19 protein-coding genes are annotated in these 19,016 nt (G+C 69.0%); 10 read left to right on the forward strand and 9 right to left on the reverse strand.

The window, feature by feature from the left end:
• Nucleotides 1-50 precede the first annotated feature (50 nt).
• On the forward strand, nucleotides 51-668 hold the full coding sequence (locus RIB45_RS03145) for a DNA-3-methyladenine glycosylase family protein (protein WP_350048687.1): 618 nt from the start codon (nucleotides 51-53) through the stop codon (nucleotides 666-668).
• A gap of 208 nt (nucleotides 669-876) precedes the next feature.
• A complete protein-coding gene (locus RIB45_RS03150) occupies nucleotides 877-2,547 on the forward strand; it encodes an acyl-CoA dehydrogenase family protein (protein WP_350048689.1) in 1,671 nt (556 codons plus the stop codon).
• A gap of 128 nt (nucleotides 2,548-2,675) precedes the next feature.
• On the opposite strand, the gene leuA is transcribed toward RIB45_RS03150, so the two are convergent.
• Nucleotides 2,676-4,373: a 2-isopropylmalate synthase gene (leuA, locus tag RIB45_RS03155; protein ID WP_350048691.1), complete on the reverse strand. Its 1,698-nt coding sequence runs from the start codon at nucleotides 4,371-4,373 to the stop codon at nucleotides 2,676-2,678.
• A gap of 558 nt (nucleotides 4,374-4,931) precedes the next feature.
• Nucleotides 4,932-5,228 carry a hypothetical protein gene (locus RIB45_RS03160; RefSeq protein ID WP_350048693.1) on the reverse strand — a complete coding sequence of 99 codons (297 nt, stop codon included), beginning with the start codon at nucleotides 5,226-5,228 and terminating at the stop codon, nucleotides 4,932-4,934.
• A gap of 301 nt (nucleotides 5,229-5,529) precedes the next feature.
• Here RIB45_RS03160 and RIB45_RS03165 point away from each other — a divergent pair, with 301 nt between their 5' ends.
• A complete protein-coding gene (locus RIB45_RS03165; protein ID WP_350048695.1) occupies nucleotides 5,530-5,886 on the forward strand; it encodes a helix-turn-helix domain-containing protein in 357 nt (118 codons plus the stop codon).
• 43 nt (nucleotides 5,887-5,929) lie between these two features.
• Here the strand turns inward: RIB45_RS03165 and msrA are convergent, their stop codons facing one another.
• Nucleotides 5,930-6,598 (reverse strand): peptide-methionine (S)-S-oxide reductase MsrA, encoded by a 669-nt coding sequence (gene msrA / locus RIB45_RS03170; protein ID WP_350048697.1) that lies wholly within the window; start codon nucleotides 6,596-6,598, stop codon nucleotides 5,930-5,932.
• A gap of 341 nt (nucleotides 6,599-6,939) precedes the next feature.
• Between msrA and RIB45_RS03175 the strand changes: the two genes are divergently transcribed.
• The 5 genes from RIB45_RS03175 (at nucleotide 6,940) to RIB45_RS03195 (ending at nucleotide 13,018) form a co-directional block, all read left to right on the forward strand.
• On the forward strand, nucleotides 6,940-8,109 hold the full coding sequence (locus RIB45_RS03175) for a peptidase C39 family protein (protein ID WP_350048699.1): 1,170 nt from the start codon (nucleotides 6,940-6,942) through the stop codon (nucleotides 8,107-8,109).
• Nucleotides 8,106-9,560 (forward strand): RimK family ATP-grasp domain-containing protein, encoded by a 1,455-nt coding sequence (locus tag RIB45_RS03180; RefSeq protein WP_350048701.1) that lies wholly within the window; start codon nucleotides 8,106-8,108, stop codon nucleotides 9,558-9,560. Before RIB45_RS03175 ends, RIB45_RS03180 begins: the two co-directional genes overlap by 4 nt.
• A gap of 110 nt (nucleotides 9,561-9,670) precedes the next feature.
• Nucleotides 9,671-9,991 carry a hypothetical protein gene (locus RIB45_RS03185; RefSeq protein ID WP_350048703.1) on the forward strand — a complete coding sequence of 107 codons (321 nt, stop codon included), beginning with the start codon at nucleotides 9,671-9,673 and terminating at the stop codon, nucleotides 9,989-9,991.
• A gap of 125 nt (nucleotides 9,992-10,116) precedes the next feature.
• Entirely contained in the window at nucleotides 10,117-11,478 is a 1,362-nt protein-coding gene (locus RIB45_RS03190) for a M24 family metallopeptidase (RefSeq protein ID WP_350048705.1), read from the forward strand.
• 64 nt (nucleotides 11,479-11,542) lie between these two features.
• Nucleotides 11,543-13,018 carry an alkaline phosphatase D family protein gene (locus RIB45_RS03195; protein ID WP_350048707.1) on the forward strand — a complete coding sequence of 492 codons (1,476 nt, stop codon included), beginning with the start codon at nucleotides 11,543-11,545 and terminating at the stop codon, nucleotides 13,016-13,018.
• A 145-nt stretch (nucleotides 13,019-13,163) separates the two neighbouring features.
• Here the strand turns inward: RIB45_RS03195 and RIB45_RS03200 are convergent, their stop codons facing one another.
• The 3 genes from RIB45_RS03200 to lpdA are packed head-to-tail and all read right to left on the reverse strand — an operon-like array spanning nucleotide 13,164 to nucleotide 16,151.
• On the reverse strand, nucleotides 13,164-13,763 hold the full coding sequence (locus RIB45_RS03200) for an HD domain-containing protein (protein WP_350048709.1): 600 nt from the start codon (nucleotides 13,761-13,763) through the stop codon (nucleotides 13,164-13,166).
• Between the two features lie 56 nt (nucleotides 13,764-13,819).
• Nucleotides 13,820-14,737, reverse strand: coding sequence for a DMT family transporter (locus RIB45_RS03205; protein WP_350048711.1), 918 nt, complete (start codon nucleotides 14,735-14,737; stop codon nucleotides 13,820-13,822).
• 10 nt (nucleotides 14,738-14,747) lie between these two features.
• A complete protein-coding gene (gene lpdA / locus RIB45_RS03210; RefSeq protein ID WP_350049085.1) occupies nucleotides 14,748-16,151 on the reverse strand; it encodes a dihydrolipoyl dehydrogenase in 1,404 nt (467 codons plus the stop codon).
• 274 nt (nucleotides 16,152-16,425) lie between these two features.
• On the opposite strand from lpdA, the gene RIB45_RS03215 reads away from it, so the two are divergent.
• Both RIB45_RS03215 and RIB45_RS03220 read left to right on the forward strand, forming a co-directional pair.
• Nucleotides 16,426-17,088 carry a hypothetical protein gene (locus RIB45_RS03215; protein ID WP_350048713.1) on the forward strand — a complete coding sequence of 221 codons (663 nt, stop codon included), beginning with the start codon at nucleotides 16,426-16,428 and terminating at the stop codon, nucleotides 17,086-17,088.
• A gap of 32 nt (nucleotides 17,089-17,120) precedes the next feature.
• Nucleotides 17,121-17,414, forward strand: coding sequence for a hypothetical protein (locus RIB45_RS03220; RefSeq protein ID WP_350048715.1), 294 nt, complete (start codon nucleotides 17,121-17,123; stop codon nucleotides 17,412-17,414).
• Between the two features lie 7 nt (nucleotides 17,415-17,421).
• On the opposite strand, the gene RIB45_RS03225 is transcribed toward RIB45_RS03220, so the two are convergent.
• Genes RIB45_RS03225 through RIB45_RS03235 form a run of 3 tightly spaced genes read right to left on the reverse strand, consistent with a single transcriptional unit; the run spans nucleotide 17,422 to nucleotide 18,939 of the window.
• Complete coding sequence (locus tag RIB45_RS03225; protein WP_350048717.1) at nucleotides 17,422-17,859, reverse strand: SRPBCC family protein; 438 nt, start codon at nucleotides 17,857-17,859, stop codon at nucleotides 17,422-17,424.
• Between the two features lie 35 nt (nucleotides 17,860-17,894).
• The gene (locus RIB45_RS03230; RefSeq protein ID WP_350048719.1) at nucleotides 17,895-18,230 is read right to left on the reverse strand and encodes an AzlD domain-containing protein; all 336 of its coding nucleotides are present in this window, start codon (nucleotides 18,228-18,230) and stop codon (nucleotides 17,895-17,897) included.
• Complete coding sequence (locus RIB45_RS03235; protein WP_350048721.1) at nucleotides 18,223-18,939, reverse strand: AzlC family ABC transporter permease; 717 nt, start codon at nucleotides 18,937-18,939, stop codon at nucleotides 18,223-18,225. Before RIB45_RS03235 ends, RIB45_RS03230 begins: the two co-directional genes overlap by 8 nt.
• Nucleotides 18,940-19,016: the final 77 nt, after the last annotated feature.

Consider the following 19,016-nt stretch of genomic DNA (forward strand, 5'->3'; position numbering starts at 1 on the left):
GGCTCCGGGTATAGCGTCTTGCGCCCGGACGCGCTATCAGCATCCGGACCATGCGCGATCAGGCCTCCCTCAACGCCGCGCTCGACGCGCTCGCCGCCCAGGACGCGGACGTCGCCCGCGGGCTCGAAGCCGTCGGCTATCCCGAGCCGCGGGTGAAGGAGCACGGCTTCGCGCCGCTGATCGACGCGGTCGTCAGCCAGCAGATCTCGAAGGAGGCGGCGGGGGCGATCAACGCGCGCGTGCAGGCGCTGATGGACGGCGCGGTCACGCCGGAGCGCCTGCTCGCCCTGGATCCCGAGGCGCTGCGCGGCGCCGGTCTCTCGCGGCCCAAGGTCGCCTATTGCCGCGGCGTGGCCGTGGCGGTCCTCGACGGGCGTTTGCCGCTCGACGATCTGCCGGCGATGACGGATGAGGCGGTGATCCAGGCGATCACCGGTCTGCGCGGGTTCGGGCGATGGTCGGCGGAGGTCTACGCAATGTTCGCGCTGGGCCGGCCGGACATTTTTCCGGCCGATGACATGGCGCTGCAGGAGGCGCTGCGCCGCCTCAAGGGCCTGGAGGATCGGCCGAAGGGCAAGGAGGCGCGCGCTCTGGTCGCCCACTGGGCGCCCTATCGCAGCGCCGGCTCGATCTTCCTCTGGCGCTTCTATCGCGGCGCGCCGCAGTAGGAGCCGACCGCGCCCTCGTTCTTCGAGACGCGGCCTGTCGGCCGCTCCCCGGAATGAAGGCGTTGTGCATAAGCTTAGGCTCGAGGGTCTGTCCTGCGGCGGGCGCGCGGCCGCCCGTCTCGCAGGACGAGGCCGGTCTCGGGGGGCTCATAGGCTTGGGCGTCGCTTTCAGTTGACGCATCCGTCCCGCCCGGCATCATCCGGGGCCATGCAGACCGAAACGTCCGTTGATCCCTTCGCCGACGCTCATTCCGCTCTGGACGCGCTCGGCCGCTACGTCGCCGGCGCGCGCGCCGCTCTGGCGCAGGCGGTGATAGATCCGGGCGGCAAGCCCGACCTCGCGCGGCTCGAGGCCGAGCAACGCCGCGCGCACGGCTTCGCCTGGCTCGCCGCCCACGCGGAGGCGCTGGCGGCGCTGCAGCATTGGGCGGAGCGTCTGGACGCGGTCGGGCGCTTCGGCCGGGCGGAGCGCCTGCAGCACGCGATCGCCTTTTCCGAATATCTCTCGCGCGCCGCCTACGGTCTGCCGATGGGACAGAGCGAGACGGTGCGCCCCCACGATCTGGGCTGCCCGGAGGCCGCCGGCGTGCTGGCCGGCGACCCGGCCGTGCGCCGGATGATCGCGGCCGGCGGCGCGCCGGAGGTCCGCGCCGACTTGGCCGCGGCGCTGGCTGACGGCGCCTGGGGCGATCCCGGCGACGATCTGGCCGACGGCGGCGAGGACGGCGCGCTGATGCGCGAGAGCTTCCGGCGTTTCGCCGCCGACCATGTCGCCCCCCATGCGCAAGCGTGGCACAAGCGCGACGCGCTGATCCCGGAGAGCGTGCTGGAGGCGCTGGCGGACCTCGGACTGTTCGGGCTGACGATCCCGGAGGCGCACGGCGGCCTGGGCCTGGGCAAGCGGGCGATGTGCATCGTCACCGAGGCGTTGAGCGCGGCCCACCTCGGCGTCGGCTCGCTGGGCACGCGTTCCGAGATCGCGGGGGATCTGATCGCCCAGAACGGGACGGCGCAGCAGAGGGCTCGGTTCCTGCCGGGAATCGCCTCCGGCGCCTGTCTGCCGACGGCGGTCTTCACGGAGCCTGACGTAGGCTCCGACCTTGCGCACCTGAAGACCCGCGCGGTGCGGGACGGGGATCGCTTTCTGGTGCGCGGCGCGAAAACCTGGATCACCCACGGCGCGCGCTCCGACCTGATGACGCTGCTCGTGCGCACGAACCCGGACGAGGCCGGGCATAAGGGCCTCTCCATGCTGCTGGCCGAGAAGCCGCGCGGGAGCGTGGACGACCCGTTTCCCGTCGCGGGGCTGCGCGGGGCGGAGATCCGCACGCTCGGCTATCGCGGCCTGAAGGAATACGACATCGCCTTCGACGATTTCGCCGTGCCGGTCGAGAACCTGCTGGGCGGCGTCGAGGGGGCGGGGTTCGCGCAGCTGATGAGCACGTTCGAGAGCGCGCGCATCCAGACCGCCGCGCGCGCCGTCGGAACCGCCGCGGGCGCGCTGGCGGCGGCCGTCGATTACGCGACGACGCGCCGGCAGTTCGCCAAGCCCTTGATCGCCTTCCCGCGCGTCTCGGACAAGCTGGCGCTGATCGCGGCCGAGCTGCAGGCGGTGCGCCAGCTGACCTTCGCCGCCTGCGACGCGAAGGACAGCGGCCGCCGCAGCGACGTGGAGGCGGGGATGGCGAAACTGCTGGCCGCGCGCCTCGCCTGGGCGGCCGCGGACGACGGGCTGCAGATCCACGGCGGGATCGGCTATGCGGAGGATACGCCGATCAGCCGCTTCCTGGTCGACGCGCGCATCCTCAACATCTTCGAGGGCGCCGGCGAGATCCAGGCGCAGGTGATCGCGCGCGGGCTCTTGGGTCGACGGAATTGAGGACGGTCGGCGCCGCAAGGCGCTCTGGAAAACTCCCGGCGCGGCGCGCCGGCTCAGTCGTCTTCTCGAAGATCGCACCCCCTCCAACCTCCCCCATGAAGGGGGAGGCTGATTGGGGGAACGCCGCCTCACTCCGCCGCCTTCTGCTCCAGCTGACGGCGATGGGCGCGGTTGACGGCGCAGGTCACGGCCTTGAGGGAGGCGGTCACGATGTTCGGGTGGCGGCCCACGCCGAACAGCCGTTCGCCGTCGCCGGTGCGGGTCTCCACATAGGCCACCGCGGTGGCGTCCGCCCCTTCGCCGACCGCGTGTTCGCTGTAGTCGGTGACCTGCAGCTCGACGCCGGCCTCCTCCTTGAGGGCGTTGACGTAAGCGTCGATCGGTCCGTTGCCGCGCCCGGAGATCGAGAGCTCCTCGCCGTCGCGCTTCACCACCGCCATGATGGTGCGCACTTCGCTGGCGTGGGTGTCGCTGGCGGTGCGGTGATCGACGAACTGGAACGGCGTCTCGTTGGCGAGGTACTCCCGCTCGAACGAGTCCCAGATCATCTGGGAGGCGATTTCCTTGCCGGTCTCGTCGGCCACGCCCTGGACGACGTTGGAGAATTCGATCTGCAGATTGCGCGGCATGCGGATGCCGTAGTCGGTCTCCATGATGTAGGCGACGCCGCCCTTGCCGGACTGGCTGTTGACCCGGATCACCGCCTCGTAGGAGGAGCCGACGTCCTTCGGGTCGATCGGCAGATAGGGGACGTCCCAGACGCCGGAATTGCTCTCGCGCACGGCCTTCAGGCCCTTGTTGATGGCGTCCTGATGGCTGCCTGAGAAAGCGGTGAAGACCAGATCGCCGGCGTAGGGATGGCGCGGATGGACCGGCAGCTGGTTGCAGTACTCCGCCACCTTGCGCATCGAGGGGATGTCGGTGAAGTCTAGGCCCGGATCGACGCCGGTCGCGACCATGTTCATGCCCAGCGTCACGATGTCGACGTTGCCGGTGCGCTCGCCGTTGCCGAACAGCGTGCCCTCGATGCGGTCCGCGCCGGCCATCACGGCGAATTCGGCGGCCGCGACGCCGGTGCCCCGGTCGTTGTGCGGATGGACTGACAGGATCATCGAGTCCCGGCGCGTGAAGCGGCGATGCATCCATTCGATCATGTCGGCGTAGACGTTGGGGGTCGCGACCTCCACCGTCGCCGGCAGATTGATGATGCACTTGTTGTCGGGCGTCGGCGCCCAGACGTCCGTCACCGCCTCGCAGACGTCGAGCGCGTAGTCGATCTCGGTCTGAGTGTAGCTCTCGGGCGAATATTGGAAGACCCAGTCGGTGTCGGGGAACCGCAGCGACTCCTCCTTCACCATCCGCGCGCCTTCGACGGCGATCTGTTTGACGCCCTCCTGATCCATGTTGAAGACGACGCGGCGTTGGGCGGTGGAGGTCGAGTTATAGACGTGCACCACCGCGCGGCGCACGCCCTCCAGCGCCTCGTAGGTGCGCTTGATCAGATGCTCGCGCGCCTGGGTCAGGACCTGGACGGTGACGTCCTCCGGGATCAGGTTCTGCTCGATCAACTCCCGGCAGAATCGGAAGTCCGTGTCGGAGGCGGCGGGAAACCCGATCTCGATCTCCTTGAAGCCCATCGCGACGAGCTGGCGGAACATGCGGTGCTTGCGCTCCGGGCCCATCGGCTCGATGAGCGCCTGGTTGCCGTCTCGCAGGTCGACCGAGCACCAGATCGGCGCCGTGTCCACGACCTTGCCGGGCCAGGTCCGGTCGGGCAGGTCGATCCGCTCATACATGCGGTACTTTTCGACGGGCATGCGGTTCATGGGTCGTGTCCTCGTCATCGGGCGCCGCTCTCCGGCGGCGCATTCTGTTCTATCGGGTAAGGCGAAGCTGCGGCGAAGGATCGACCGCCGGGGGCCGCGGGGCGCGTCCGACGGCCGCCGATAAGTCGAGCGCTAAGTCGGGCGTCAAGTCGGGTGCGACCGCACGAAATCAGCGCGGCCAAGGGCCGGCGGGTCAGGCTTTCGGCGGTGTGCGGGCGGCGGGTCATTCTGTTCTTCTCGGTTTCTCGGGGGCTCGGGGGAGAAACGATCTCGGGCGGGGCGAGATCGGCCTTGGGCTCTTCGGGATGTGCGCATGGGGCGTGGCCCCGCGCCCACCCTTAGAGTAGGCCGAGAAGAAGGAGCTCCGGAAGGAGCGCGTATCCGCCGGTCATCACCATTGACGAGACGCTACCGCCCGGATTCGCGACGGTCAAGCCTCTCGACCCGCCCCGCGGCTTTGGAGGAGCGGCGTTGGAGGGCGGCTTTGGCGCCGCGGTTGCGGCGGACGGGCGCAGCCGACGGGGGCGGGCGACGGGGGCGGCGGCGGGCGGGCGCGGGTCAGGCCGCGCGCACCGGAAGAATCTCCACCTGCGCGTCATCGTGCTCGCGGGTCAGCTTGTGGACGTCGACCGGATCGGTGACGTAGGCGTCGCAGCCCGGATACACCACATGAAAGACGAGCCGAGCGGCCCAGTCGAGGGTGCGGCTGCGCTTGGCGCGCGGCAGCTTCGCCGCGCCTTCGCGCCGCGCGAAGCTGAGTTCGTCGCGATAGCCGCCCTCCTCGCCGATATAGAGCAGGGTGCCGGCCACGGTCGGCGTCATCTCGACGCCCGGGTCGATGGTGGTTGCGAACATAAGAGCCGCCCTCCTTTCACCTTCTGGCGCGCCGACCGGTCCCGCAAAGACGGCCGGCCGGGGTTGGCGGGGCGGCGCGCCGGACCCGTTACGAGGCCTATCGCGCCGTCCTATGAAAAGCGCACACGGTGCGCTGATGGGACTCCTACATTAGCGCACCTCGTGCGCTATTCAAGAGTATAAGCGCACTCTGTGCGCATTAAATGTCATATACATGTAACAGAAATCGTCTATCAGGTTGTTGCGGAGGCGCACGGCGTGCGCTATTTGTCAGCGGGGATCGCAACAGGGCGGGCGTTCTATGGAGCCGGACGATTTCAAGCGCTGGCGCAAGAGCCTGGGGCTTTCGCAGAAGGATGCGGCGCACGCTCTGGGCCTGAAACGACGCGTTGTTCAGTATTATGAAAAGGGCGAGCGAGACGGGAAGGATCTGGAGATCCCGCGCTACATTCGCCTGGCCTGCGCCGCGCTGACCGCCGGGGTGCGGGACTTTCACGGCCCGGGCGCGGATGTCGGCTCCAAGGACGCCCCTAAGAAAATCCGGAAAGACGCGAAAAAAGCGGCCAAGGCGGGCGAAAAGGAAGCGCCGCCCGCCGGCGCCGTCCTGCCGCCGGAGCAGGCGGAGGCCGTTCCCTACGAGATTGAGGAGGAAGGCTGAGTCCCTCCGACGGCCCGACTCCAACGGCGGCCCCGTTTGGCCCTCACTCCGCGGCCGGCTGGTCCGCCGCCGGCATCGGGCAGGTCACGCCCAGTCCGCCGATCCCGCAATAGCCGTTCGGGTTCTTCGCCAGATACTGCTGGTGATACTCCTCGGCGTAATAAAACGTCTGGTCCGGCTTGATCTCCGTCGTGATCGCGCCCTGCCCGTGCCTTTTCAGCACCTGTTCGTAGGCCTGCGCGGATTCGCGCGCGAGGCGCAGTTGCGGGTCGGTCGTGGTGTAGATCGCCGATCGGTACTGCGTGCCGACGTCATTGCCCTGGCGGTTGCCTTGGGTCGGATCGTGGCTTTCCCAAAACAACTTGAGAAGTTTGGCGAAGCTGATCCGGCCCGGGTCGTAGACCGCCAGCACGGCTTCCGTATGCCCGGTCTTGCCGCTGCAGCATTCCTCGTAGGTCGGGTTCGGCGTGTAGCCGCCGGCATAGCCGACGGCGGTCGTATAAACGCCGGGCGCCTGCCAGAAGACGCGCTCCGCCCCCCAAAAGCAGCCCATGGCGAACAGCACGCTTTCCATGCCTTTCGGAAAAGGCGGCTTCAGCGGCTTGCCCGTCACCCAATGCTCGTTCGAAACCGGCATCGGGCGATCGCGGCCGGGCAGGGCCTCGTCCGGGCTCGGCATCGTCAGCTTGGCGGGGTTGGTGAGGAACCACATGGGCGGCGCTCCGTTTCGAGAAATGACACCCAATCATTTCGGCCGGCGCGCCTCGCGGTCAAGGGGCGGTCGACGGTCGCGCCGTCGCATGCGTCCGGCCGCGCATGGCGATCGCGGCGGTTTCAGGCAGGCGACAGCCGTGCGCCCGCGCAATCCCGTTCTCAGTCGAGGTTGAGGCCCCCTTACCGCCGTCCCTGCGCCGCCGCGGCGACGCTTCGGAAAATGCGCTTTACAGCGCGGCGAAACAAGCGCATGAGCGCGCGATAGAAGACGACCGCACGCCCCGCCTCGCCCCTGCGAGCGACAAGACGCCGGCCGCCTGGTCTGGTGAGGGTTGGAGAATGTCGGTCGCCCCCCCGAAGAACGCCCGCGATCCCGCGCTGATGCTGCGCGCTGCGCAATTGACGGATGTCGACGCCTTGCTGGCGGTCGAGAACGCCGCTTTCGACGGGGATCGGTTGAGCCGGCGGAACTTCCGGCATTTGCTCAAACGCGGACGTCAGGCGACCATCCTTGCGGAAGAGCCGGGCGTGGCGGGAGAGGCGGGACGCGTTGTCGGCTACGCGATGGTCCTGTTCCACCGCGGGACGTCGTTGGCGCGCCTTTATTCCTTCGCCGTCGCGCCGGAAAAGCGCGGTCGCGGAATCGCCCGCGCCTTGCTGGAGGCCGTGGAGGCCGAAGCCGCGGAGCGGGGCGTGGTTCATCTGCGCCTGGAGGTCCGCGCCGACAATGCGCGCGCCATCCGCTTCTACGAGGCCGCCGGCTATGCGCCGTTCGGCGCCTACACGGCCTATTACGACGACGCCGGCGACGCGATCCGGATGGAAAAGGAGTTGGCGCCGCACCGCGCCATCGACCCCGCGCGCTTTCCTTATATCGCGCAGTCGCTGGGCTTCACCTGCGGACCGGCCTGCCTGATGATGGCGATGCGCGCGCTGGACGAGACGGTGCGCGCCGACCGGACGGAAGAACTGCGGCTCTGGCGCGAGAGCACGACCGTCTTCATGACCCGCGGCATCGGCGGCACAAGCCCCTACGGTCTGGCGCTGTCGGCGCGCCGGCGCGGCTTCCCGGTCAGCGTCCATGTGCGCGACCCGGACGTCATGTTCGTCCATTCGGTGCGCAAGCCCGCCAAGAAGGCCGTCGTCCGGCTGGTGCAGGAGGACTACATCGCGCAGTGCGCGCAAGCCGGCGTGCCGATCGCCGAGACCGGCTTGAGCCTCGGCGAGATAGAGCAGGCGCTCGGCGAAGGCGCGGCTGCGATAGTGCTGATCAGCACCTACGCCCTCGATCGGGAGCGTACGCCGCACTGGGTCGTCGTCGCCGACATGGACCAGCGCTTCGTCTTCGTGCACGACCCGTTCGTCGATACGGACGAGTGGCAGACCCAGATCGACCGCATGCTGCTGCCGATCCCGCGCGCGGACTTCGAGCGCATGACCCGTTACGGCCGCGCCAAACAGCGCGCAGTCTTGTTGATCCGACCGAAAGCGAGCGACCGGAAGGCATGACCGCCCATATCATCGTCGTCGACGATCCCAAGAGCTTCGACTTCCCGGGCCCCGGCCGCACCGTGATCTCGGCGCGCGACTATATCGCGCGCAAGACCCGCACGCCGAAGCGCGCGCGCTTGATCAATCTGTGCGCCGATACGCGCTATCTGGGCCTCGGCTATTACATCTCGTTGCTGGCTGAGGCGCGGGGCGAGCGGATGCTGCCCTCGGCGGAAGCGATGCTGTGGGTCGGATGGAAGCGGATCTATTCACGCGCGCTCGGCGATCTGGACGCAGCGTTGCAGAAAGCGCTGAAGCGTCTGAAGGACGCCCCGCCGGACGGTCCTCTGCTGGTCTGTTTCGGCGAATGCGACCAGAGCGCGCTGGCCCCGCTGGCGCGGGCCGCCTTCGACGCGTTTCGTTGCCCCATCCTTTCCATCCGTTTCACGACGGAGGGCGGCGGGCGCATCCTCGACGTCGACGCGCCGAAGCTTAAGAAGCTGGACGAGGCGGGCCGCGCGCTGTTCGCCCGCGGCCTCGACCGCTACACGCGCCGCGCCCGCCCGACGCCGCACGCCCAGGCCGCGCCGCGCTACACGCTGGCCGTGCTGCACGATCCGAAGGAGGAACTGCCGCCCTCCAACCCGAAGGCGTTCGACAAGCTGGCGAAGGCCGGCGTCGCGCTCAGCGTGCGGGTCGAGCTGATCACGCGCAAGGACCTGCCCCGGCTCGCCGAATACGACGCGCTGTTCATCCGTGAGACGACCAATCTCGACCACCACACCTATCGCTTCGCCAAACGCGCGGAGGCGGAGGGAATGCCGTGCATCGACGACACGCTCTCGATCCTGCGTTGCTGCAACAAGGTGTATCTGGCCGAGTTGTTCCGTGCGAACGCCGTGCCGGCCCCGAAGACGCTGGTGCTGGATCGCGCGATCCTGATGCGCGCGGCCGACGAAATCGGCTTCCCGATGGTGCTCAAGATCCCTGACTCCAGCTTCTCGCGCGGGGTGAAGAAGGCGCGCGATCGGGCCGAGCTTGAGAGCATCGGCAAGGCGATGCTGAAGGAGTCCGACCTGATCCTGGCGCAGGAATTCGTCGAGACCGACTACGATTGGCGCATCGGCGTGCTGAACGGCGCGCCGCTCTACGCCTCGAAATACTTCATGGCCAAGGGCCATTGGCAGATCGTCAAACATGAGGACGGCGGCGGCCACGACGAGGGGCTGTTCGAGACGGTGGCGATCGAGAACGCGCCCTCCGACATCGTCGACGCGGCGCTCGCCGCCGCACGGCCGATCGGGAGCGGCCTCTACGGCGTCGACGTCAAGCAGACGCCGCGCGGCCCGATGGTCGTCGAGGTCAACGACAACCCCAATCTGGACGCCGGGGTCGAGGACAAGGTGTTGAAGGACGAGCTGTGGAGCGCCATCCTGCGTGAGTTCGTGCGTCGCATCGAGGCGCGTTGAGCCACCCATTAGAAAATATCCGGCGTTCGCCTCCTGGCGGTCGCGACGGCCCGGGCGCATCTTCTGGATCTGAGAGGCGATCCCGCCTCTGCTTTCGGAGACAAACGGACATGAACGGCTTCGTGTCGGCGGCGGCCCTGTACGGCCTCGCGGTCGCGTTGGTTCCCTTGTGGTTTCTCGGCGAGCGTCGCGGTTGGTTCGGCGCAAGCGACATGCCGGCGATCGCGGCGGCGACCCTGCTGACGGCCCTGGTCAGCGGCGGAACGGGCCTAGGACTGCGCGCCGTCCAGGTGAGCCGGCTCGACGAGGCGACGCAGACGCTGGCGATCGTCGCGCTGATCGTCGCCCCGGTGCTGTGGCTGATCTTCCTCGGCTGGATGAGCGCGCGCACGCGCGGCGGCGGGTCGGCGGGACGTCGCCGCGGCGTCTGAGCGCGCCTCGCTCTCGCGGGATGCGGCTAAATGCGACCTGCTTGTGTCGCAGGCGCGCTTGCGCCCCGACGAAAAGCGTTTTCCTCTTTCCGTCACAGAGATCGGCGTCGGAAGGAGCGAGGCGCATGTCGGCGGATCCGTTGGTGGTGGGCGCGGCCCGGAAGATCGACCCCTATCGCACGCCGGCGCGCCGACGCATCGCCAATGGCGAGACGCTGCCCGACGGGACGCCCAACGACTACGACCGGGTCGAGATCGGGCCGAGCGACCTCGCCTTCGAGGAGTGGGCGGCGCTCGGCCTGACGCCGCCCAATCTGGAGCGGCTGCGGGCTTATCGGCTCTCGCGCCTCGTCGGCGAACTGGCGCGGCGCGAGATCGACGCGCTGCTGGTCTTCGATCCCTTGAACATCCGCTACGCGACCGACACGACCAACATGCAGCTGTGGATCACCCATAACCCCTGCCGGGCCTGTCTGGTGACGGCGGACGGGCATGTGACGCTGTGGGATTTTCACGCCAGCGACCATCTCTCCGCCCACCTGCCGCTGGTGAAGGACCTGCGCCACGGGGCGAGCTTCTTCTATTTCGAATCGGCCGAACGCGGGGCTGAGCACGCCGCGCGCTTCGCGGGCGAGGTGGCGGAGATCGTCCGCGAGCGCTGCGGGCCGGCGGCCCGGCGCCTCGCCGTCGACAAGATCGAGATCGCCGGCCTGCGCGCCCTGGAGGCCCTGGGCTTTCACGTGCTGGAGGGCCAAGCGGTCACCGAGCACGCGCGCAAGATCAAGGACGCGAACGAGCTGAACGCCATGCGCTGCGCCATCGCCTCGTGCGAGGCCGCGATGGCCGAGATGGAGGAGGCCGCCCAACCCGGCATGACGGAGGTCGACGCCTGGGCCGTGCTGCAGCGGGGCAACCATATCCGCGGGGGAGAGTGGATCGAGACCCGCATTCTGTCCTCCGGTCCGCGGACCAATCCCTGGTTCCAGGAATGCGGACCGCGCGTCATGCGCGACGGCGACATCCTGGCCTTCGACACCGATCTGGTCGGCCCCTACGGCTATTGCGCCGATCTGTCGCGCACCTGGAAGATCGGCGAAGCGCCGCCCAGCGACTACGAACGCGATCTCTACAAGCGGGCCTACGCGCACATCCAGACCAACATGGCGCTGCTCGGACCCGGGGTCTCCTTTCGCGAACTGATGGAGCGGGGCGAGAAACTGCCGGCCGAGTACCGTCAGCAACGTTACGGCGTGATGTATCACGGCGTCGGGCTGTGCGACGAATACCCCTCCCTGCGCTATCCCGAAGATTGGGGCGCCTGCGGCTATGACGGCGTGCTGGAGCCGGGCATGTGCCTGTGCGTCGAGGTCTATTTCGGCGAGGTCGGCGGCCCCTGCGGCGTCAAGCTGGAGGACCAGGTGGTCGTCACCGAGACCGGGGTCGAGAACCTGACCCGATATCCTTTCGACGCACGGCTGTTGGCCTGACCTTCTCACGCTTGGCGATCCCGATCCGCTCCCTATTTGAGAGGGGGGCGAGGGCGAACGGAGCGTGAGGGTGCGGGTGATCGGCGCGGAGGCAATGCGGGGCGAGACGCCGGATCGGCTTGGCCCGATCCTCTTTTTCCGCGGACTAGAGGGCGGACGCCTGCGGCTCGCGGCCGTGGTGGTGCGGCCCGAGGGCGAGACTCCGCCGGCGATCGAGACCGAGGGCGGGCCGGCCGCGCCTCGGGCGCTGCTGGCCGGCGCGGGGCGGCGCGCCTTCGGCTACAGCTTCACGCTGCCGGCCGGCGGGCCGTGCGAATACCGTTTCGAGGGCGAGACCTATCCCGTCAACGCCGCCTATGACGGGGACCTGCGGCTCGCCTACGCGTCTTGCAACGGCCAGGAGCACGGCGACCGGGATCGCGACCCGGCCGAGCGCAACGCGATGTGGGCGTGCATGGCCGCGGAGCACGCCGAACGTCCCTTCCACCTGTTGCTGCACGGCGGCGATCAGCTCTACGCCGACGAAATCCTGGAATGCCATCCGGCCGTGCAGGCCTGGGCCAAGCGGGCGCGGCCGAAGGACGTCGACGCCGCGACGGCGGAGGACGCGCGTGCGGCGCTGCATGAGACCCTGTTCGAGCGGTACCTCCAGACCTTCGCGGAGCCGCCGTTCGACTGGCTCAGCGCGCGAATTCCCTCGCTCGCCATGTGGGACGACCACGACATCTGTGACGGCTGGGGATCGCTGCCGGCGGTGAAGCTGGACCGCAAGATCGGCGAGGTGCTGTTCGAGGTGGCGCGCGCTTGCTTCCTGGTCTTTCAGATGGGCGCCCATCCGGAGGAGACGCCGTCGATCTGCATAGATCAGAGCGGCCGCAGCCTGGGCTGGCGGGCGGCGCTGCCCGGCGTCGATCTGATCGCGCCGGACCTGCGCTCGGAGCGCCGACCCTGGCGGGTGATGGGCAAGCGCGGCTGGGCCGGGTTCCTGGAGGCGACGCGCGCGGCCGCCGAGCGTCCCGACGGCGGGCGCGCCTTCATCCTCTCCAGCGTGCCGGCGCTGGGCCCCCGGCTCTCCTGGGTCGAGGCGGTGATGATCCTGACGCCGACGATGCAGAAGTACGAGGACGATTTGCGCGACCAATGGCAGAGCCGCGCGCACCGCGACGAATGGAAGCGCTTCCTGCAGACGGTGATCGACCTGCATCGCGCAGACGGGCGGCGCGCGACGCTGCTCTCCGGCGAGATCCATCTGGCGACGCGCGGGACCTTGGCCGTCGAGGGCGGACCGGTCCACCAGTTGGTCGCCTCCGGCGTCACCCATCCGGCCCCGGCCAAGGGCTACGCCCGCGGACTGGGGCTCCTCGCCTCGCTGGGCGAAGCGCCGCTGCCGGCGCATCCGATCGCCCTGCGCCCGCTGCCGGGACAGCGCGCGACCTACGTCGCCCAGCGCAACTACCTGGTCTTGGCGCGGGACGACGGGGCCTGGACGGCGCGCTGGGAGTTGGAGGAGGACGGGCCGACGCCGGCTCTGCAGATTTGAGCGACGGCGGGGATCGCCGCCACGCCCAAGCTCTAATGAAAAACGAGGCCGAGCGCGGCAGAGCGCCGACGGTGCGGACCGCCCTGGACCCCGACGTCCGTCAGGGAGGGGCGACGTCGCGCAGGGACGATAGGCGTCCCGTCCCCTACTCCGCCGCCGCCGGCTCGTCGTTCCCCAATTCCAGATGACCGAATTTCGGCGTCGCCAGGACGCGGCGGACCATCGGCTCGAAGAACGCCAACGGCTCGCTGTCGTAGTCGGGATCGAAGGCGTTCTGATCGTAGTTGGCGCAGAAGTAGACGCAGTCCTCGTAGAACGGATGGTCTTTGTGCATGTCGCGGGCGTTGCGGTCGCCGCCCATGAAGTGATTGTAGTAATAGCCCTGGAACAGACCGTGATGCTTGATCACCCAATGGACGCGTTCGCTGACATAGGGCTTGAGCAGCGCGGCCGCGGCCTCGGAATGGTTATAGGGCGAGAGGATGTCGCCGATGTCGTGCAGCAAGGCGGCGACCACCATTTCCTCGTCCGCGCCGTCGCGATGGGCGCGCGTCGCGGACTGCAGCGAGTGCTCGAAGCGGGTGACGCGGTAGCCGCCCCAGTCCACGTCCAGCGTCTTCAGCTGCGCCAAAACCCGGTCCACATGATCGGCGTTGAAGGCGCGCTCCTTCTCGTCGAGAAGCGCCCAATCCTCGGCCGTGCCGTCCTCCATGCGGGTCCAGGATACGTATTGTTGTTCGGCCATCGCTCGGCTCTCCTGTTTCGGGGACGCGCCGATGCTACGCCTCTCGGGGCGCGGGCTCAATGGTCCGGCAGCGGCGCCGCGCGGCGCTCGCGGAAGACGACGAAAAGCCCGGCGGCGATGACGATCCCGCAGCCGGCCCAGGTGACGGCCGTCGGAAAGTCGCCGAAGACGACATAGCCCATCACCGTCGCCATCACCATTTCAAGATAGGGCAACGGCGCCATCGCGCTCGCCTCCACCCTGTCCGCCGCCCAGATGATCAGCAGATGGCCGAGCGCCATGATCGCGCCCATGGCGCACATCATGGCGATTTCCGCCCAGCCGATCGGCGTCCAGATCGGGACGATCAGCGCGCCCATGCCGACGGTGCTGACCGCCCCCGCCCACCATAGCGTGATCAGCGGCTTGTTGAGTCCCGCCATGCGGCGCGTCAGCACCATGAAGCCGGCGAACAGAAACGCCGCGCCCAGCGCCCACAACGCGCCCGGCTGGAAGGCGCCTGTGCCCGGCTTCACGATCAGCAGCATGCCGAGAAACCCGACGACCACGGCCGACCAGCGGCGGATCCCGACATGCTCCTTCAACAGCAGGGCCGATAGGGCGGTCACCAACAGGGGCGCGATGAAGAGAACGCCGGCCGCGTCGGCCAACGGCACGTCGCGGATCGCGGTGAAGTAGCAGATCGTCGCGAGTCCGATCAGCAGCGCGCGCAGCAGCTGGAGATCAAGCCGCGTCGGCCGCAGAACCGGCCGGGCGCCGTACAGCCAGAAGACGACGGGGGTCAGGATCACCGTCTGCGCGGCCCACCGGCCCCAGGCGATCTGGGTCGGGGCCACGCCGGCCTCGCCCATGATCTTTCCGAAGGTGTCGCCGACGGGCAGCATCAAAAAGCCGCAGGCCGCGGCCAGCAGAATGAAGACGCTGGCGCGATCGCCGAGGGCGGGCTGGGAGGCGGCGGGCGGCCGGGGCGTCACACGCCCGGCCCTAAATGTGGATCGGCCGGCCGTCGACCGCGAGCGCCGCCTCGCGCACCGCCTCGTTCAGCGTCGGGTGGCCGTGGCAGGTCCGGGCCACATCCTCCGCCGAGGCGCCGAACTCGATCGCCAGCGCGATCTCGTGGATCATGCCGCCGGCCTCGCGCCCGATGATGTGCGCGCCCAGCACGCGATCGGTCTTCTTGTCGGCCAGGATCTTCACGAAGCCTTCGGTCGCCAGCATCGCCCGCGCGCGGCCGTTGGCGGAGAAGGGGAACTTGCCGGCGACGTACTCGATCCCCGCCTCCTTCAGGTCCTCCTCGGTCTTGCCGATCGAGGCGACCTCGGGCTCGGTGTAGACGATGTTCGGGATGGCGTCGTAGTTGAGATGCGGCTTTTGGCCGGCGATCATCTCGGCGCACAGCGCGCCCTCGTCCTCGGCCTTGTGGGCCAGCATGGGGCCCGGCGCGCAGTCGCCGACGGCGTAGACGCCCTCGACATTGGTGCGGTAGCCGGCGTCGACCTGGATGAAGCCGCGCTTGTCGGTCTCGACGCCGGCCTCCTCGAGGCCCAGCCCTTGGGTGAAGGGCCGACGACCGACCGCGACGAGCACGACGTCGGCCTGAATCTCCTCGGCGTCGCCGCCGGCGGCCGGCTCGACCGACAGCTTGACGCCGGACTTGGTCTTTTCGGCGCCGGTCACCTTGGACTTCAGCTTGAACTCCATTCCCTGCTTTTTCAGAATCCGCAGGAACTGTTTGGAGACCTCGCCGTCCATCGTCGGCAGGATGCGGTCGAGATACTCCACCACCGTGACCTTTGCGCCCAGGCGCTGCCAGACCGAGCCCATCTCCAGCCCGATCACGCCGCCGCCGATCACCACCAGATGCTTCGGAACCTTGCCCAGCTCCAACGCGCCGGTGGAGGTGACGATCTGCTTCTCATCGACCTCGACATTCGGGATCGGCGTGGATTCGGAGCCGGCGGCTATGATGACGTGCTTGGCCTCGACGGTCTTGCCCTTATCCTTGCCGCCGGCGATTTCGACCTTGCCGCCGCCGGCCAACTTGGCCCAGCCGCGGATCCAGTCGACCTTGTTCTTCTTGAACAGGAACTCAATGCCTTTGACGTTGGCCTCCACGGTCTCGGACTTGTGAGCCATCATCTGCTTGAGATCGAGCTTGGGCGACATCTTGATCCCCAGATGCGCCATCTCGCCGCCGGCCTCGGCGAACATCTGCGAGGCGTGAAGCATCGCCTTGGAGGGGATGCAGCCGATGTTGAGGCAGGTGCCGCCCAGCGTCTCGCGCGCCTCGACGCAGGCCGTCTTCATGCCGAGCTGCGCCGCCCGAATCGCGGCCACATAACCGCCCGGCCCCGCGCCGATCACCACGACGTCATAGGCGTCACTCATCTGCCGATCCCCCTTCGCGAAAATCCGGTCCGAACTGGCGCGCACCATGCCGCAGGCGGGGCGGATCGGCAAGCCGCCGCGGGCCGCGCCAGCGCCGCGACCGCGCCACGCCCTCGCCATGATCGGGCGTTATCCCCATCGACGACGTCGGGCCGCATCTTGGAAGCCCGGGGGAAAAGGCCCACCTCCGGTCCGCGCGACGACAGGACTTTCTGAGGACGAGAGGCAGAGCATGCATCGGGATGCGAGAGGACGCAGAGGATGGCGCGCCGCTGTGGCGGCGACGGCGTTCGCGTGTCTCGCAGGGCCGGCGCTGGCGGCCGATCAGGCGCGCCCCCAGCCGATGACGCCGACGCCGAGCGCATCGCCCGCCCTGCAGGCCCCGCCCCCGGATGTCTCCCCAGCGCTCGAGGGCCGTGCGGCGACGGACCACCGCGGCGTGGCGCTTCCGCTGCCGGACTACGGCGTCGCGGCGCCTGCGCCGGCCCCGCAGAAATCGTTCGACGGTCGGCTGCTTAGCGGACCGGGCGCGGAAGTCGGCGTGAAGGCGGGTGAAACGCCGGGGGCCTACGCCGAGATCGGGCGCGGGCCGCTGAAGACCAAGGCCGAATTGGGAAAGCCGATCGCCAGCCCGTTCGATCCGGCGCAAGGCTCGTTGGGCGCGAGCCTGTCGGATTCGTTGAGCCCTGGCGTCGATCTTCAGGTCGGGGCCCGCAGCGTCTTCGAAGTGGCCGATCCGCTGACCGCGCCCAACACCGCTTTGGGGCCGGTGCGCAACAGCCTCGACCTGGGGGCGGGCGTCACCGTGACCGAGGGGCTGAGCGTGGACGCCCGAACCGAAATGGGCCTCGACCCGCTGCTCCGCGAGCCGGCGCTGCGCGACGGCGAGAGTTCCGTCAACTCAACGCTGATGATGCGCTATAATCTCGGGTGGTGAGGGCCGCCCGCGTCTGAGGAGGTGTTAGAGCGATGTTTCGACCGAGCCGTCTTCTGTCCGCCGCGGCGATCTGCGTCGTCCTGGCCGCCGGCCCCGCCGCGGCCGGGGCTGAAGAGAAAGGCTCGCCCGAGGATCTGGCGCGCGAGGGGCTGGGCAAGATCGTCTCCGCGCTGGAGATGCTGTTGATGACGATCCCGACCTATGAAGCGCCGGAGATCCTGCCGAACGGCGACATCATCATCCGCCGCGTCGACCCGCTGAAGCCGAAGGAAAAGGAGAGGGGCGACGACGGTCTCGACGCGATGGAGGAGCCGAAGCCGATCTGACGCCGCCTTACGGCGCCGCAAGTCTCGCCAGCGCGCGCAATTGTCCGCCGTCGGCGCGCTTCATGCCCTTCTTTAGAAGCCACGCGAAGAAGCGCCATTTGCCCTGGATGATCACGTCGGCCTCCAGGACGGCGCGGGTGGCGGTCCCGTCTCGGGCCGGCTCGAAGCGGTAACGGTAGCGGGTGCCGGCGCTGTCGTTGCCGGCGGCGATGGCGAAGCCGTGAGGCGGGTCCCACTCCACGAGCTTAAGCGTGCTGGTCCGCGTCTGGCCGCGGTCGGTCACTGTAATCGGCAGCCGGGCGCCGGCCTCCATCGGACCGTCGTCCGGGGGCTCGACCTGATCGACGCCTTGCATCCATTCGGGAAAGCGGGTCGGGTCGCCGGCGACGGCCCATACCCGGTCGATCGGCGCGCGGATCAGTTCGCTGACGGTGAAGGCGTGCATCGCGGCCGAACTCTCCCCTGACGGCCCGCGCCGCCTCAGGCGAGGCCGAACGCGACCAGAGCGGCGAAGGCCCCGACGCCTGCGCCAAGCCCCCAGGTAAGGCGTTTCCCGCTCAGTTTCCAGACCGCGAAGCCGATCGCGAGCGCCAGCGCGCGCGGCCACAGCGTCTCCGGGGCGATGTCGCCGCGCGGCATCAGGATGACCCGCGCCATCAGCCCGGCCACCATCGCGTAGGCGACGGCGGCGATCCAGGCGAAGAAGCGTCCTTCGACGTCGACCCGGCCGGCCACCACGACGCCGGCGAAGCGCCAGACGAAGGTCGCGGCCACGGCCAGGGCCAAGAGGGGCCACAGGGGAAGCGGATCAGCCATCGCGCGGGTCCGCGCGTCGACGGGCGGCGACCGCGACAGTCCCGCCGATAAGCCCGGCGGCGAGCACGGAGGCGTCGCCGATCAGCGGAAACAAGGCGATCCCTAAGACCGCGCCCAATCCGACCGCCGCCTGATTCGTCGGATGGCGAGCCGCGGCCACCAACAGCAGCAGATAGAGCGGGGTCATGAAGACCGCGATCCGCATCGCCGGATCCGGCAGCACCGCGCCGGCGGCGTAGCCGATCAGCGTGCCGCTGAGCCCGGCGGCGTACAGCACCGCCACGAAGCCGAGATAGTAAGGAAGCCGCGCGGGCTTGGGCAGATCCGGCGTGTCGGCGTTCATCTGCGTCCAGGCCGTGACGGCCATGAACTGAACAAGAAGCAGGCGGCCCGCAAAACCCGGGCGGCGGTCCCCCAGAACCGCCGGAAGGCCGGTGACGGTCATCGGCAGCATCCGCATGTTGGCGAAGGCGACGCCGGCGATCAGAACCGAAAGCGGCGCGCCCGCGGCCGCCAACTCCACGTAGGCGATCTGACCGGGCAGCCCCCAGATCAGAGCGGTCGCCAGCAGCGCCTGCAGCCCTGAGAAGCCGAGATCCGCGGCCAGCGCGCCGAATCCGACCATCGAAAGCCCGATGCCTAACGCCGGCACGCCGACGCAGCGTCGCGCGCCCTTTAGCGCTGCGGTCCGCGCTGTGTCCCGGCTCACGACCGCGCTCCGTTCGAAAGCCCGCGCCGCGCGTCTGATCGGGATGCGGGCGCCGCCGTCTCTCGCCCTGCCGCGTG

It is taken from the genome of Marivibrio sp. (assembly GCF_040218065.1).
GTDB lineage: Bacteria > Pseudomonadota > Alphaproteobacteria > UBA8366 > Aestuariispiraceae > Marivibrio.